This window comes from Anaeromyxobacter paludicola (assembly GCF_023169965.1).
In the GTDB taxonomy this organism is placed as follows: Bacteria; Myxococcota; Myxococcia; order Myxococcales; family Anaeromyxobacteraceae; genus Anaeromyxobacter_B; species Anaeromyxobacter_B paludicola.
In genome coordinates this window covers 163525-178806 of the sequence record NZ_AP025592.1, presented here as the reverse complement: position 1 = coordinate 178806, position 15282 = coordinate 163525, and the positions used below count along the sequence as shown (strand labels likewise).

14 protein-coding genes are annotated in these 15282 nt (G+C 76.6%); 6 read left to right on the top strand and 8 right to left on the bottom strand.

What is annotated here, in order from left to right:
- Nucleotides 1-98 precede the first annotated feature (98 nt).
- Nucleotides 99-974, top strand: coding sequence for a DNA integrity scanning protein DisA nucleotide-binding domain protein (locus AMPC_RS00825; RefSeq protein ID WP_248343630.1), 876 nt, complete (start codon nt 99-101; stop codon nt 972-974).
- On the top strand, nt 971-2419 hold the full coding sequence (locus tag AMPC_RS00820) for a glycosyltransferase family 39 protein (RefSeq protein ID WP_248343628.1): 1449 nt from the start codon (nt 971-973) through the stop codon (nt 2417-2419). Before AMPC_RS00825 ends, AMPC_RS00820 begins: the two co-directional genes overlap by 4 nt.
- Here AMPC_RS00820 and AMPC_RS00815 read toward each other — a convergent pair.
- Together AMPC_RS00815 and AMPC_RS00810 are read right to left on the bottom strand one after the other, a co-directional pair.
- Entirely contained in the window at nt 2334-3299 is a 966-nt protein-coding gene (locus AMPC_RS00815) for a TIGR02757 family protein (RefSeq protein ID WP_248343627.1), read from the bottom strand. The genes AMPC_RS00820 and AMPC_RS00815 overlap by 86 nt on opposite strands.
- A gap of 12 nt (nt 3300-3311) precedes the next feature.
- A complete protein-coding gene (locus AMPC_RS00810) occupies nt 3312-3836 on the bottom strand; it encodes a MogA/MoaB family molybdenum cofactor biosynthesis protein (RefSeq protein ID WP_248343626.1) in 525 nt (174 codons plus the stop codon).
- Between the two features lie 43 nt (nt 3837-3879).
- On the opposite strand from AMPC_RS00810, the gene polX reads away from it, so the two are divergent.
- The 4 genes from polX (at nt 3880) to AMPC_RS00790 (ending at nt 9915) form a co-directional block, all read left to right on the top strand.
- Nucleotides 3880-5607 (top strand): DNA polymerase/3'-5' exonuclease PolX, encoded by a 1728-nt coding sequence (gene polX / locus AMPC_RS00805; RefSeq protein WP_248343624.1) that lies wholly within the window; start codon nt 3880-3882, stop codon nt 5605-5607.
- A 21-nt stretch (nt 5608-5628) separates the two neighbouring features.
- Nucleotides 5629-6960: an AmpG family muropeptide MFS transporter gene (locus AMPC_RS00800; protein ID WP_248343622.1), complete on the top strand. Its 1332-nt coding sequence runs from the start codon at nt 5629-5631 to the stop codon at nt 6958-6960.
- 160 nt (nt 6961-7120) lie between these two features.
- On the top strand, nt 7121-9253 hold the full coding sequence (locus tag AMPC_RS00795; RefSeq protein WP_248343621.1) for an alkaline phosphatase family protein: 2133 nt from the start codon (nt 7121-7123) through the stop codon (nt 9251-9253).
- Entirely contained in the window at nt 9250-9915 is a 666-nt protein-coding gene (locus AMPC_RS00790) for a hypothetical protein (protein WP_248343620.1), read from the top strand. The genes AMPC_RS00795 and AMPC_RS00790 overlap by 4 nt, the downstream gene beginning before the upstream one ends.
- Nucleotides 9916-9923: 8 nt before the next feature.
- On the opposite strand, the gene AMPC_RS00785 is transcribed toward AMPC_RS00790, so the two are convergent.
- From AMPC_RS00785 to AMPC_RS00760, 6 genes are read right to left on the bottom strand one after another with little or no spacing between them, the layout of a single operon-like run.
- Nucleotides 9924-11324: a M20 family peptidase gene (locus AMPC_RS00785; RefSeq protein WP_248343619.1), complete on the bottom strand. Its 1401-nt coding sequence runs from the start codon at nt 11322-11324 to the stop codon at nt 9924-9926.
- Nucleotides 11321-12292 (bottom strand): alpha/beta hydrolase, encoded by a 972-nt coding sequence (locus AMPC_RS00780; protein ID WP_248343618.1) that lies wholly within the window; start codon nt 12290-12292, stop codon nt 11321-11323. The genes AMPC_RS00785 and AMPC_RS00780 overlap by 4 nt, the downstream gene beginning before the upstream one ends.
- A 32-nt stretch (nt 12293-12324) precedes the next feature.
- Nucleotides 12325-13278 (bottom strand): agmatinase, encoded by a 954-nt coding sequence (gene speB / locus AMPC_RS00775; protein ID WP_248343617.1) that lies wholly within the window; start codon nt 13276-13278, stop codon nt 12325-12327.
- Complete coding sequence (locus tag AMPC_RS00770) at nt 13256-14020, bottom strand: lysophospholipid acyltransferase family protein (protein WP_248343616.1); 765 nt, start codon at nt 14018-14020, stop codon at nt 13256-13258. Before AMPC_RS00770 ends, speB begins: the two co-directional genes overlap by 23 nt.
- A complete protein-coding gene (locus tag AMPC_RS00765) occupies nt 14017-14553 on the bottom strand; it encodes a GNAT family N-acetyltransferase (RefSeq protein WP_248343615.1) in 537 nt (178 codons plus the stop codon). Before AMPC_RS00765 ends, AMPC_RS00770 begins: the two co-directional genes overlap by 4 nt.
- Nucleotides 14554-14581: 28 nt before the next feature.
- Entirely contained in the window at nt 14582-15235 is a 654-nt protein-coding gene (locus AMPC_RS00760; protein ID WP_248343614.1) for a DedA family protein, read from the bottom strand.
- Nucleotides 15236-15282: the final 47 nt, after the last annotated feature.

Below are 15282 nucleotides of genomic sequence, written 5' to 3'. Positions count from 1 at the left end.
GGCCAGGCGAAAGGGCCCTGTCAAGGTGCGGTCCGACCCCCCGGCTCCTCGCCAGCGGCGAGTGGACAACAGTCTACTCCTGCCCCATTCTCGCGCCCATGGCCGAGTCGAGGTTGGACCGCGCGTTCGTCCGGGCGGCGCTGCAGCTCACGGCCGGGCCCGAGGTCGACAAGCTGCTGGTCATCTCCGACCGGCCCCTCCCGCCCAACGAGCTGAAGCGGCGCCCCGTCCGGCGCAAGCTCGTCTACGCGGTCACCAGCGAGGCGCTGCGGCGCCACCTCGCCGCCGAGGACCAGGCCTCGGTGGTCATCCCGCCGTACGACTACGACCGGGTGGAGCGGATCCAGGTCGCGCTCGTCTCGGCCCGCAGCGCCGGCCTCGCCAAGCGCGGCGACGTGGTGCTCGCCCTGACCGGGGTCGGCAAGGTGATGGACACCCTGGTGCGCCTCGAGATCGGCTCGGAGCGCGCCACCCGCGCCAGCGCCGACTCGCTGGGGCTCCCGCCGGAGTTCAGCTCCCAGGTGGTGGACGCGCTGGTGCACGTGGCGATGGAGATCGGCGCCCAGGGCTACGAGGGGCACCCCACCGGCACCATCCTCGTGGTCGGCGACTCGACCGCGGTGATGGAGAAGAGCCGGCAGCTCAACCTCAACCCCTTCCAGGGCATCAGCGAGGGGGAGCGGAACGCGCTCGACCCGGCCATCCAGGACGCCATCAAGACCTTCGCCGTGCTCGACGGCGCCTTCGTGATCCGCGAGGACGGGGTGGTGCTCGCCGCGGGCCGCTACCTGCAGACCGCCTCCAAGGAGGTCCGGGTGCAGATGGGGCTCGGCGCCCGCCACACCTCGGCCGCCGCGATGACGCTCGAGACCCGGGCCATCGCCATCACGGTCTCGCAGACCAGCGGCACCGTCCGCGTCTTCAAGGCGGGCGAGGTGGTGCTCGAGCTCCACCAGATCGCCCGGCGCATGTGACGAAGGAATCCCGCCAGGCGCTCGCGCTGGTCCTCGCCGCCACCGCGCTCCACCTCCTCTACGCCGGGCTCCTGCCGCTCTCGCCCCAGGAGGCGTATTACTGGCAGTACGCCCGCCACCCGGCGCTCTCCTACTTCGACCACCCGCCCCTCGCCGCCTGGACCATCGCCCTGGCCACCCGGCTCGCCGGCGCCACCGAGCGCGGGGTGCGGCTCGCGGCGGCGGTCCACTCGGTCCTCTTCTGCGCCTTCTTCTTCCTGGCCGGCCGGCGGCTCTTCGGCCCCCGGGCCGCGCTCGCGGCGCTGGCGGCCGCGCTCGCCACGCCCCTCCTCTCGCTCGGCCAGGTGGTCATCACCCCGGACGGCCCGCTCCTCGCCGGGTGGATGGGGGCGCTCTACTTCGGGCTGCGGGCCCTCGACGGCTCGGGGGCGTGGCTCCTCGCGGCCGGGCTCGCCGCCGGCGCCGCCGCGCTCGGCAAGTACACCGGGCTGCTCCTCCTGCCGCAGCTCCTGGCGCTGCTCCTCCTCGACGCGCGCGGCCGCAGGCTCCTGCGCGGCCCCTGGCCCTGGCTCGGCGCGCTCCTCGCCCTCGCGGTCTTCTCGCCGGTGGTGGCCTGGAACGCCGCGCACGGCTGGCAGAGCTTCCGGTTCCAGCTCGCCGACCGCGCCGCCGGGATGGTCACCTTCCGGCCCGACCGCTTCGCCGGGTTCCTCGGGCTGCAGGCGGCGCTGGTGTCGCCGCTCCTCTTCGGGCTGCTCCTCGCCGCCGGGGTCACGGCGGCCCGCCGCTGGCGCGACCCGTCGCTCCGCGCCGCCGCGCTCTGGTCGCTGCCGCTCCTCGGGATCCTGGTCGCCGTCTCCCCGTTCATGTGGGTGAAGGGCAACTGGGGCGCGCCGGTCTGGCCCACCGCCCTCCTCGCCGGCGCGGCCCTGGCGCTCCAGGACTGGGCGCGCTGGCGGAGGCCCGCCCTCGCCGCGGTGGCGGTCGCCGCCGGGGTCGCCGCCTACGCCCACCTCGCGCCGCTCCTGCCGGAGCTCCCCTTCAGCGCCCGCAGCGACACCACCCGCGGCTGGGGCGAGCTCTCGAGCCGGGTGGACGCGGAGCGGCGCCGGCTGGGCGGCGAGCCCTTCGTGCTCGGCTGCAGCTACAAGCCGGCCTCGGAGCTGGCCTTCTACCTGCCGGACCGGCCGCAGACGCTCTCGCTCGAGGCCCTCGGCGGGCCGGGGCTGGCCTACCAGGCCTGGTTCGATCCCGCCCGGCTCCGCGGCAAGGACGGCGTGGTGGTGCTCGATCCCCGCGACGGGAGGCGCTGCCCGGGGCTCGAGGCCGCCTGCGCCCGGCTCGAGCCCCTGCCGCCGCTCACCGTGCTCCGCGGCGAGGCGCAGGTGACGCGGTTCGAGCTCTGGCGCTGCCGGGACGCGCGCGCTCCCGGCAGGCGCTCGTGAGCGCGCAGGCGGCGCAGTGCTCCGGCCCGCGCCGCGCCGGGCAGGCGCCGCTCATCCCGAGGTGACAGAGGGCGAAGTCGTGGCGGACCGGGTCCTCGGGGTCGAGGAGCCGCAGCCCCGCCGTGACCTCCTCGGCGGTGCGCCAGGAGAGGTCGCGCCGGCGCGTGAGCCCGAGCTGGCGCGCCATCCGCGCGAGGTGGGTGTCGAGCGGGACCACCAGGGCGGCCGCCGGCACCTCGGCGCGCCAGTGGCCCAGGTCCACGCCGTCGGGACCGCGCACCATCCAGCGCAGGTAGAGGTTCCAGCGCTTGCAGGCGCCGGCCTTCGCGGCGTCGGGGAGGAGGTGGGCGAGGCCGCGCGGTCCGCGGGCCTCGAGGAGCGCCACGGCCGGGGGCGCCGCCCGCAGCTCCGCGGCGAAGGCGGCGAGCGCCGCGCGCACCGGCGACGCGGCCCCGCCCCCGGCGGCGGCGCGGTAGAGGGCGCCGAAGCGGGCGCCGAGCGAGCCGTGGGCGAGCCGCAGCGCGCCCGCCGCCGCGACCAGCGCGGCCGCGTCCGGCGGGCGGTTGAAGCGGTACCTGAAGGCCGGGAAGCGGTCCGCCGACGGCGCCCGCGCGAACCGCTCCGCGAAGTCGGCCGGCCGCGGCCCCATCTCGCCGAGCAGGTAGGCGACCTGCGGCCGGAACAGGTCGGCGCGGCCGTAGGCGAGCGCCGAGGCGACGAGCCCCGCCACCTCGGCGTCGGCCGGGTCGGCGTAGCGCCGGGGGAACTCGAGGGGATCGGCGGCGATGCGGGCCGCGCGATCGAGGGTGTCCTCGAGCGCGAGGAGCAGCGGCCGCAGGCGGCGCGCGGCGGGGCGCGTGAGCGGGGTGGCGCGGGGCATCGCCTCGGGCTCTTACTGACCCTTCGCCCCTCCCCCCGCCTTCCCGAGCTCGTAGCAGAGGTGCGGGAGCTCCGGCGCGATGAGCTTCTCCCAGCCGAGCCGCACCGCGGGTCGGGAGCCGGGGAGCGAAAAGACGGCCCGGCCGCGCCAGATCCCGGCCACGGCGCGGGAGAGCATCGCGGCGCTCCCGATCTCCTGGTACGAGAGCATCCGGAAGAGCTCGCCGAAGCCGTCGAGCCGCTTCTCGAGGAGGCCGGCCACCGCCTCGTAGGTCCGGTCGCGCGCGGCGATGCCGGTGCCCCCGTTCACCACCACCGCCTGGGCCCCGGCCGCCTCGGCGTCGGCGAGCGCGGCCCGGATCTGGTCGGGCTCGTCCTTCACCACCCGGTAGCCGGCGAGCGCGTGGCCCGCCGCGGCGAGCGCCTCGCGCAGGAAACGCCCGCTCTCGTCCTCCGCCTCGCCCCGGGTGTCGGAGGCGGTGACGACGTAGACCCGCACCGTCCTCGGCCCGGCCGCCCGGTGTTCCTCGTGTGCCATGCGCGTGCTCGCTCCTCTCCCCGTCGCTATACGAGGGGGAGCGATGCTCGACAAGCTCGGCGTGGCCCGCGCCCTCCGGGAGCTGTCCGCGCTCCTCCAGGTGCAGGGCGAGAATCCCTTCAAGGTGCGGGCCTACGAGACCGCGGCGCGGTCCCTCGAGGACAGCCCCGACGACCTCGCGGCGCTGGTGCGCGACGGGCGGCTGCGCGAGCTCCCGGGGGTCGGCGCGGCCATCGAGAAGAAGATCTCCGAGCTCCACGCCACCGGCCACACGCCGCTGCTCGACCGGCTCCACGCCGAGCTGCCGCCGGGGATCCTCGAGCTCGTGGAGGTGCCGGAGCTCGGGCCGCGCAAGATCGGGCAGCTCCACGCCGAGCTGGGGGTGGACGGGATCGCCGCGCTCGAGGCCGCCTGCGTCGCCGGCCGGGTGCGCGAGCTCCGGGGGTTCGGGGAGAAGACCGAGCGGAAGATCCTGGAGGGGATCCGCCGGCTCCGGGAGCGGCCCGCCCGGCGCATGCTGCTCCCGGAGGCGCTCTCGCTCGGCGAGCGGCTCCTGGCGCACCTGCGGCGCGCGCCGGGCTGCCTCCGGGCGGAGCTCGCCGGCTCCCTCCGCCGCGGGCGCGAGACGGTGGGCGACCTCGACCTCGTCGCCGCGGCCGAGGCGCCGGGCCCGGTCCTCGACCAGCTCCTCGCCTGGCCCGGCGTGGAGGCGGTGCTGGGGCGCGGCGAGGCCGGCCTCTCGGTCCGGCTCGCCGAGGGGGCGCAGGTGGATCTGCGGGTCTCGCCGCCCGGCGGCTTCCCGGCGCTGCTCCACCACCTGACGGGGTCGAAGGCCCACCACGTCCGGCTGCGCGGCCTCGCGCGCGACCGGGGGCTCACCCTGAGCGAGCGGGGGCTCGAGCGGCTCGACGGCGGCGGCGCCCTGCCGGCGGGGAGCGAGGAGGAGCTCTACGCGGCGCTCGGGCTGGCCTTCGTGCCGCCGGAGCTGCGCGAGGACCGGGGCGAGATCGAGGCCGCCCGGGACGGCGCCCTGCCGGACCTCGTCCGGGAGGAGGACGTCCGCGGCCTGGTCCACTGCCACACCCGCTTCTCCGACGGGCGCGCCACGCTCGAGGAGCTGGCCCGGGCCGCCGACGCGCTCGGGATGGAGTACCTCACGGTCACCGACCACTCGCCGGCCGCGTCCTACGCCGGGGGCGTGGGGCTCGACCGGCTGCAGGCGCAGTGGGACGAGATCGCGCGGGTGCAGGCGCTCGTGAAGGTGCGCCTCCTGCGCGGCACCGAGTCGGACATCCTCGAGGACGGCGCGCTCGACTACCCGGACCGGATCCTGGAGCAGCTCGACGTGGTGGTGGCGAGCGTGCACAGCCGGTTCCGCCAGGGCGAGGACGAGATGACGCGGCGGCTGGTGCGGGCGATGCGCCTGCCGTTCTTCAAGATCTGGGGGCACGCGCTCGGGCGGCTGCTCCTGGAGCGCGAGCCGTTCGCCTGCCGCATGGAGGAGGTGCTCGACGCGGCCGCCGAGTCGGGCAAGGCGGCGGTGGAGGTGAACGGCGACCCGAAGCGGCTCGAGATGACGCCGGAGCACCTGCGGCTCGCCCGCGCCCGCGGGCTCCCGGTGGTCCTGTCGGTGGACGCCCACTCGGTGGCCGCGCTCGGCCACCTGCGCTGGGCCGTCGCGACCGCCCGCCGCGGCTGGGTGACCCGCGACGCGGTGCTGAACGCGCGCCCCCTCGCCGAGTTCGCCCGCGCGGTGCGGCCGGCCGGGTGATGGGGTAAGGTCCGTCGTCCGGTGGCCTTCCTCAAGAACAGACGCGTCCAGGTGGTGGGGCTCCTCTCGCTCGCCTCGGGCATGCCCCTCGGCTGGACCTTCACCACGCTCCAGTTCTGGCTGGTGTCGCTCGGCATCCCCAAGGGGACCATCGGGCTCCTCTCGGCGGTCTCGCTCCCCTGGAGCCTCAAGTTCCTCTGGTCGCCGCTCGTGGACCGGTACGCGCTCCCCTGGCCCGGCCGGCGCCGCAGCTGGGTGGTGCTCTCGCAGCTCGCGCTCGCGGCCATGTTCGGCGTCCTCGCGCTCTACGCGCTCCGGCTCTCCGGGCTCCGGGACGCGGGCGCGCCGCTCGCCACCCCGGCCGTCGCCGCGACGGTGGGGCTCCTCGCGCTCGGCGTGACCTTCCTCTCCGCCACGCAGGACATCGCCTACGACGCCTACTGCGTCGAGGCGCTCCACCCCGACGAGCAGGGGCCGGCCTCCGGCCTCAAGGTGATGTACTACCGGCTGGGGATGCTGGTGGCGGGCGCCCTCGCGGTCTCGGCGTCCGACTGGCTGCCGTGGCCGGTGCTGTTCGGGATCCTGGCGCTGCTCTTCGCCGCCTTCACCGGCGTCACGCTCCTCGCGCCGGAGCCGGAGCGGCCGGCGGCGCCGCCGCGCTCGCTGGCGCGCGCCGTCTGGGAGCCGCTCGCCGCCTTCTTCCGGCGGCCGGGCGCGCTCACCGTGCTGCTCTTCCTCGTGCTCTACAAGTACGGGGACAACCTCGCCGGCACCATGGTGAACCCGTTCCTGAAGGACCTCTGCTTCCGGAACGCCGAGGCCGGCGCGGCGGTGAAGACGCTCGGCACCGTCGCCACCATCGCCGGCGCCGGGCTCGGGGCGGCGGTGATGAGCCGCATCGGGCTCGGGCGGGCGCTCTGGATCTTCGGCCTCCTGCAGGCCGGCGCCAACCTGCTCTACGCCGGCGCCGCCCTCTCGCGCGGCGCCCCCATGGACGTGGCGCTCTGCGCCTCGCTGCCGCCGCTCTCGGCCGCCACGCGCGCCTGGGTGTACGTGGCCATCGCGAGCGAGTGGGGGGCGCAGGGGATGGCCACCTCGGCGCTGCTGGCGCTCATCCTGCGCGCCTGCGACAAGCGCTACAGCGCGACGCAGTACGCGCTCCTCTCGAGCCTGTTCGGGCTCGGCCGCACCCTCTCCGGCATCCCCTCCGGCTACCTGGCGCAGCGGCTCGGCTATCCCGCCTTCTTCGCGCTGGCGGTGGCGGCGGCGGTCCCGGGCCTGCTCCTCCTGCAGCGGATCGCGCCGCTCGGGCAGCGGGAGGTGCCCGGGGCGGAGGCGCAGCCGGAGGCTTGAGCGGTGGCGCAGCGCGGCTCCCCGCGGCGGACCGCCCGGGGGGTCCGCAGCCGCCAACTTGTCGCACGCGCTCCGCGGTCCCGCCACCTGGCGCCGTCTAAGAAGGACGCCGCGTTCACCGCCGGTTCCCTTCCTCCGCCCTCGTCAGGGAGTTCCAGACATGAGATCGCGCCTCGCCTGGGTCGTCGCGCTCGCCGCCGCCGCTCCGCTCGCCGGCTGCTCCACCTCCTCGGCCTCCGCGCCGGATCCGACCCGGACCATCATCATGGTCTGGGACGGGCTGCGGCCCGACGCGATCGACGCGGCCACCACGCCGAACCTCTACGCCCTCCGCCAGGCGGGGACCTGGTTCGCGGACAACCACTCCACGTTCCCCACCTTCACGATGATGAACGGCTCCTCGTTCGCGACCGGGGCCTTCCCGAAGACGAGCGGCTTCTACGGCAACACCTTCTGGACCCCGCCCCAGGGCAGCGCCGCCACCGTCCCGGCCGGCAACTCCGCCGGGGGCACGGCGCAGGACTACCAGGACCCGGTGTTCACGGAGGACTACCAGGTCCTGAGCACGCTCCAGTCCTACTACGGCGACCAGCTCCTGCTCGTGAAGAGCCTCTTCGCCACCGCCCAGGCGGCCGGGCTCGTCACCGCGACCATCGGCAAGTCGGGCGCCGCCTACATCCAGGACCTCGGGCGCGGCGGCTACTTCCTCGACGAGAACACGGTGATGCCGCGGAGCCTCGTGACCGAGCTCCAGGCCGCCGGCCTCGCCGTCCCGGCCAACACCGTGAAGGGCTACTCCGGCGCCGACGCCGTCACCCTCGCGGCCGCCAACGGCACCCCCACCGCGCGCGCCGGCTACGTCACCTTCAACACCACCGCCTACGACCCGGCCGGCTCGATCGCGATCGCCTCGCGCGACGCGACCGACACCACCCAGGGTGCGCCGGAGGACGCGGCCAACAAGTACATGCTCGGCGTCTTCACGCAGTACCTCCTGCCCAACAAGAAGCCGATGCTGTCGCTCATCTGGTTCCGCACCCCCGACAACGTCGAGCACGGCTACGGCCCGGGCACCGCCAACAGCCAGGCCGGCCTGCGCTCGCAGGACGCCCGGCTCGGGGAACTCCTCGCCGCGCTCAAGGCCAACGGCCTCGACAAGACCACCAACGTCGTCGTCGTCTCGGATCACGGCCACAGCAGCGTCTCCGGCCCGCTCGCCCTCTACCCGCTGCGCGCCATCACGCCCTCCCCCACGCCGCCGTCCGGCGCCGCCGTGAACGGCGCGACGAGCGGCACGAGCGCCGCCACCCTCGGCGCGGTGAGCGCGACCGGGTACTCGTTCTCCGGCGACGTGCGCTCGGCCGACCTCCTCACCTACCGCGGCTTCAGCGCCTACGACGGCGCGGGCTGCGCGACCGACTCGATGTACGGCCTCGACGCCGCCGGGAAGCCGACCCTGCCGGTCCAGGTGGACGCCACGGGCGCGCTCTGCGGCACCGCGGGCGCGAGGTACCAGGCGATCAGCGCCACCCTGCCCACGCCGGTCGCGAGGTTCACCGTCCCCGCCCCCGGGAGCCTGCCCGCCAACGCCATCGTGGTCGCCACCAACGGCGGGGCGGACTACTTCTACGTCCCGGGGCACGACCCGGCGACGGTCCGGAGCCTGGTCTCGTTCCTCCAGCGCCGCGAGGAGTACGGCGCGATCTTCGTGGACAGCCGCTACGGGGCCATCCCGGGGACGCTCACGCTGGCGCAGGTCTACCTCGAGAACGTCAGCCGGCAGGGCAACGGCCAGCCCGACGTGGTGGTGTCGTTCGCCTGGGACGACACCGCGGCGGTCCAGGGCGTGCCGGGGATCGAGTTCGAGAGCTTCGGCGCCGGCCAGCGCGGCATGCACGGCAGCTTCGGCACCACCGACGTGCACAACACGCTGGTCGCGAGCGGCCCGTCGTTCCGCGCCGGGGCCACGGTCGCCCAGCCGTCCGGCAACGTGGACGTCGCGCCGACGGTGGCCTACCTCCTCGGCCTCTCGCTGCCGCAGGCGGACGGGCGCGTCCTCGACGAGGCCCTGGTCCACCCCCGGAGCGGCGCGTCCCCCAGCGTCAGCTCCTCCACGGTGACGAGCACCGCCGCGACCGGGCTCACCTTCGAGCTGCCGACCGATCCCACCGGCCGGACGCCGGATCCGGCGCTCGCGCAGGGCACCTACGCGATCGAGCTCTCGGTGAAGGACCTCACCGTGGACGGGAAGACCTTCCGGTACTTCGACCACGCGAAGGCCGTGCGGAGGTGAGGCCGCCGCCGCTCACCCCGGGGAGGTCCCTCCTGCTCGGGCTCGCCGCGGTCCTCGCGGCGGCGAGCCCGGCGCCGGCCGGCGCGGCCGGGCTCACCTTCGAGCGGGCGTTCGGGGGCGTGGAGAGCCCCCTCCACTGCCGGGTGGCGTACGCCTCCGGCGGCTCCCCGCACCGGCTCGAGCTCTGGCGGGACGGCGACCGCCGCGTGCGCAGGCGCACCGACGACGTCCTCGAGACCTACGCCACCCGCCGCGCCGGCTCGCCCGAGTACTCGCTCTCGGTGCTCGATCTGCGCAGGAGGATCCACTCGCGCGTCGACCGGACGAGCCTCTACCGGATCGGGAGCTTCACGGAGTGGTTCGAGCTCGGCCACGGCCTGCGCCACCCGACCGGCCCGTACCGGCTCACCCGGGCCGCGGCGACGGGGACGGCCCGGCCCCTCGAGGCCTGCGACTGGTACGAGCTCGCCCAGGGCGCGCGCAGGTCGCGGATCTGCTGGAGCCCGCGCCACCGGCTGCCGCTCCTCATCGAGGACGGGCGAGGGGCGGTGGTCTGGCGCGTGACGTCCCTCGACAGGGAGCCTCCCGCCGCGAGCGTCTTCGAGGTCCACGACGAGGGCTTCGTCCGGAACGACGCCGCCGCGGACATCTCCGGCGACTGAGCGAGGCGCTACCGCGCCCCGCCGCTGGCGGGCGGCGGCGCGGCGGGCAGCTCCTCGCGCAGGAGCCGCCGAAAGAAGGCCACGCCGCGATCGAGGTCGGCGACGCCGATCCGCTCGTCGGTCCCGTGGATGCGCGGGAGGTCCGGGGCGCGGAGCTGCCAGGGGCGGAAGTGGTAGACGTCGCCGGCGAGGTCGCGGAAGTGGCGCGAGTCGGCGGCGGCGAGCACGAGCGACGGCGCCACCACCACCTCCGGGAAGCAGGCCCGGATGGCGCCCTCGAGGTGCCGCCAGCCCGGGGACCGGACGCTCGAGGTGGCGGAGGGCTCGGAGCCCTGCTCGAGGACCCGCAGGCTCACCCGCGCGTCGCGCACGACCTCCTCGATGCGCCGCCGCACGCCGGCGAGGCTCTCGCCGGGGAGGACGCGGACGTTCAGGACGGCGCGCGCCGTGGCCGGGAGGACGTTCTCCTTCACGCCCGCCTGGAGCAGGGTCGGGGCCACGGTGGTCCGCAGGAGCGCGGCGGTCTCCGGCCGCCGCTCGAGCGCGGCCCGGACCAGCGGCTCGAAGGCCCACAGGTTCGCGAGCGCCAGGCGGGCCGGGCCGGGCAGGTGCGGCGCGAGCGCCTCCAGCATGGCGCGCCCCGCCCCGCGGAGCCGCGCCGGGAGCGGCCGGCGCTCGAGCCGCGCCAGCGCGAGCGCGAGGATGCCGGCGGCGGTCCGGCGCGGAGGCATGGAGGCGTGCCCGCCCGCGGCGCGGACCGAGAGCTCGAGGGTCAGCATCCCCTTCTCCGCGATCCCGACCAGCGCGACCGGCGCGGCGAGGCCGGGCAGGATCCCCTCGGTCACGAGGAGCCCCTCGTCGAGCGCGTAGGCGAGCCGCACGCCCCGCGCGCGGAGGGTCCGGGCGATGGCCGCGGCGCCCCCCGCCCCGCCGACCTCCTCGTCGGTGCCGAGCGCGACGAGCACGGTCCGCCGGGGCGCGAAGCCCTCCGCGACCAGGGACTCGATCGCCTCGAAGATGGCCACCACCGCCGCCTTGTCGTCGAGCGCCCCGCGCCCCCAGACGAAGCCCCCGGCCACCTCGCCCGCGAACGGCGGGTGCGACCAGTCCGCCTCGGTGCCCGCCTCCACGGGCACCACGTCCTGGTGGGCGAGGAGCAGCAGCGGCTCGAGCCCGGGCTCCGCGCCCGGCCAGGCGTACAGGAGCGCGCCGTCGCCGAGCACCTCGCGCGCGAGCGTCTCGTGCGCCCGCGGGTAGCTCGCGACGAGGAGGTCGCGGAAGGCGGCGAAGGCGCCCTCCGCCGGCGCGGCCCCGTCGCCGGCGGACACGGTCCGGACCCGGATGGCCTGGGAGAGCCGCTCCGCGGCGCCGGTGGCGGCCCGCGCGCGGGCGGGGCGGGCCGAGGTCACCGCACGCTCGAGAGGTGGCCGGGCGCGCGCGCCGGGCGCCCGGCGTCGCCGTGCGGCCCCGCGGCGAGCGCGAAGAGATCCCGGCGGAGCGCGCGGCAGAGGAAGAGCAGCGTCATGTGCCCGCGCGGATAGACCTTGAGCGGGACGCCCCAGCGCCGGGCCAGCGCCCGCGGCGCCTCCACGGGCACCACGCGGTCGTGCAGGGCGCCGGCGATGAAGACCCGCTCCGCGGTGGGCGGGCGGCGCGACGGGTCGAAGGGCGCGAGGGCCTCGGCGATCGCGGCCTCGGAGGGGACGCGCGTGCCCGCCGCCTCCGCCAGCCGCCGGTAGCGGCGGCCGATGGGGGTCGCGGCGAGGACCGTCTCCAGGCTCGGGGGCGCCACCAGGGCGGCGAAGTCGAGCCGCTCCGGCCCCGTGGCGGCGAACGCCGCGGCGAGGGCCCCGAGGGAGAGGCCGGCGAGCCCCACCTCGCCGCGGCTCGCGGCCAGCGCCGCCAGCACGCGGAGCTCGAGGACGAGCTGCTCGAAGGTGGCGCGCATCGCGTCGAGGTCGAGCGACACGAACCCCTCGCCGCTCTTCCGGCCGGCGGCGCGCTCGAGGTGGTGGGGCGGGCAGACCAGCCAGACGTCGTAGCCGGCCTCGAGGAACACCCGGGCGTGCCCGCGCACCAGGCCGGGGTCGCCGATCTTCCACGGGGGCACGAGGAGCACCGTCCCCCGCCGCGCGCCGCGCGCCGGGAAGCAGCGCGCCGACATCCGGTCCCCCGGCCAGGCCGGCCGCGGCGACGGCGCGGTCCAGTGGCCGGGACCGGCCGGTCCGGGCGGCAACGGGCCGAGGGGGTCGAAGCAGGCCAGCGGGCCGGTCGAGCCCGCCCGGTAGGGCTGCGGCGGGCGATCCCGCCGGTCCTCGACCCACATGGCCAGGCGATCGATCGCGGAGTGGAGGCGGACCAGCATCGCCTCGAGCATGACGCCTCGCGAGCCGAGCCGCCACTCGCCACTCAGGGGGCCGGCTCCCGCCCGCGATCCGGGGCGAGCGCCGCCAGGGCCAGCCCCTCGAACAGGAGGTGCGCGGCGGCGTGGCTCGTGAGGTCGGCGTGGTCGAGCGGCGGGCAGACCTCGACCACGTCGAGCCCGGCCAGCCGCACGCCGGCCAGCGCGCGCAGGAGCCGCAGCGCCTCGCGGGACGAGAGCCCCCCGGGCACGGGGGTCCCGGTGCCCGGCGCGAAGGCCGGATCGAGCGCGTCCACGTCCAGGGAGAGGTACACGGGCCGGCGGCCGACCGCGGCGAGGAGCGCCGCCCCGACCGCCGCCGCGCCGCGGTCCCCCACCTCGTCGGCGGTGTGGACCGTCCCGTGCGGCGCCGCGCCCTCCTCCGGCGGCGCGCAGGCGCCCCGGATCCCGACGTGGTGGAGCTGCCCCGCGGCGACGAGCCCCTCGTCGAGCGCGTTCCGGAACGGGGTTCCGTGGTGGTACGGCTCCCCCCAGGTCTCCGGCCCGCTCGTGTCGAGGTGGGCGTCGAGGTGGATCACGGCGAGCGGCCCGTGGACCCGCGCCAGCGCCCGGAGCGCCGGGAGCGCGATGGAGTGGTCGCCGCCCACGAGCACCGGGACGGCGGCGGCGCGGGCGACGACCTCCACCGCGGCCTGCACCGCCTCCCGCATGGCGGCGGGCTGGAAGGGCGGGAAGACCACGTTCCCTGCGTCCACGCACGCGAGCCGCCGGAAGACGTCGAGCCGGTGGCCGGGGTGCCAGGACTGGACGAGCGCGCTGACCCGGCGGACGTGGAACGGGCCGAAGCGGGCCCCCGGCTGGTAGGTGGTCCCGCCGTCGAACGGCACGCCGAGGAGGGCCGCGCCGGTGCCGGGGGGGAGCGCCTCCGGCCGCGCGTCCGGCAGGCGGAAGAAGGGCGTCTGCCCGTGGCGCAGGTACTCAAGCGCCGACTGTTGAGACATCGGATCCTCCGAGCCAGCGGGTGACCTCGCGCCGTGCCGCCCGGGCGAGCCCGTCGGCGCTCGGGTGGGCGGCCGGGGAGAGCTCCTGGCCGAAGCGGACCGTCACCCGGCAGCGCTCCGCGCCGGCGAGGCGCAGGTAATGGGGGAGGAAGGTCTGGTCGCCCGTCCAGGACAGCTCGGCCGGCTCGCAGCGCAGCGCGATCGGCACCACCGGCACGCCCGCGCGGCGCGCCAGGCCGAAGAGCCCGGGGCGGAAGGGGAGCACGTTCTCGCCCGTGGTGGTGGTCCCCTCCGGGAAGTTGAGGACCGGCAGGCCCAGCGAGAGCGCGCGGGCGGCGCCGCGCAGGACCCGCGCGCCGCTGCCGGGATCGCCGCGGCGGACGAACAGGACGCCGAGCCCGCCGACCAGGCGCCCGATCCCCGGCCACCCCGCGACGTCGAGCTTCGAGATGGGGGCGCACGGGACCAGGCTCGCGACCACGAGCGGATCGAGCCAGCTCACGTGGTTGGAGGCGAGGAGGACCGGCCCGCGGGGGAGCCGGCCGCTCACCTCGAGCTCGAGGCCGTGGATCTCGAGCAAGCGGAGGCAGAGCTGCTGGAGCGCGGCCGCCCGCGCCGGCAGCTCGTCCTCGGCGGCCGCCACGCCTCCGAGCGCCTGGAGCGCGCGGTGGGTCCGGAGCGCCGCCGCCGCGGTGGCCGCGATCCGCCTCGCGCTCCGGAAGGCCGCCACCCGGGCGCTCACGCGGCCCCCGCGGCCGCGCGCTCCGGTGACGGCTCCGGGGCCACCAGCCGCATGCGCTCGAGCCGACCGCGCAGCCGATCGAAGCCGGCCCGGTCGATGCGCGACATGATGCGGCGATCGCCGGGGCCGTAGAACCCGTGGCGGATCTCCACCTCGCGGGCCCCGAGCGCGGCGTGGAGCGCGCGGGCGGCGACGTTCTCCTCCTTCACGGTGAACCAGCAGGAGTCCACGCGGTGCGCGATGGCCGACGCCAGCGTGCGCACGAGCTGGACGGCGACGCGCGAGCCCTGGAGCTCCGGCACCACCGCGAGGGTGGTGCAGTACGCCTCCCGCCCGCGGAGGAAGCAGAGGACGTAGCCCACCACGCGCCCGTCCTCGATCGCGACGAAGCAGCTGTCGGGGAAGAAGTCGCAGCAGAGCCGGACGTAGTAGGGGCCGAGGACCTTCTCGCCGTCGGCGGCGAAGATCTGCTCCTCGAGCCGCATCAGCTCGTCGAAGTCGTCGGGGGAAAGCGGGCGGATTTCTCGGGCCATGGGGGCTCCCTCGGAGGTTTGGAGGACCCTACGCGCCGGTCGTGACCGCGGGCGCTCGCCGCCGCGACATCTGTGTGACCGGCCTCCGCCGGCGCAGCGCGCAGCGGAGGCCCTGGAGCCCGAGCGTCCCCGCGGCCAGCGCGGCGGCGACGAGGCCGAGCCGCTGCCAGGCGGCCGCGAGCGAGCCGGCGTCGCGTCCCACGCGCGCGCCGAGCCAGAGCAGGAGCGGGACCTGGACGCAGGCCGCGGCCGCGTCGATGGGCGTGAAGCGGCGGACGCGCCATCCGGCGGCGCCGGCGGCCAGGTAGACGGGGCCGCGGACGAGCGGGGTGAAGCGGGTCGCGAAGATCACCACGCGGCCGTGCCGCTGGATCCGGGCCAGCGCGCGCTGCGCCGCCGGGGAGGCGAGGGCGCGCGCGAACGGGCCCCGGCCGGCGAGCCGCCGCCCCACCTTGCCGCCGATGGCGACCGCCGCCGCGTTGGCGGGGAGGAGCCCGCACAGGACCGCGGCGAAGGCGAGGGGGAACGAGATGCGGCCCTGGCCGGCGAGCAGGCCCAGGCCGGCGACGACCACCTCCTCGGGCAGCGAGGGGATGACGCACGCCTGCAGCAGCAGCCAGGTGGACGTCAGGGCGATCTGCCACGGGGGCAGGCTCGACAGGCGCAGGAGGAGATCTTCCACCCCCTCCCACTCTCACGCGCTCCGGGCGGGAGCGCGACGGCCCGGTG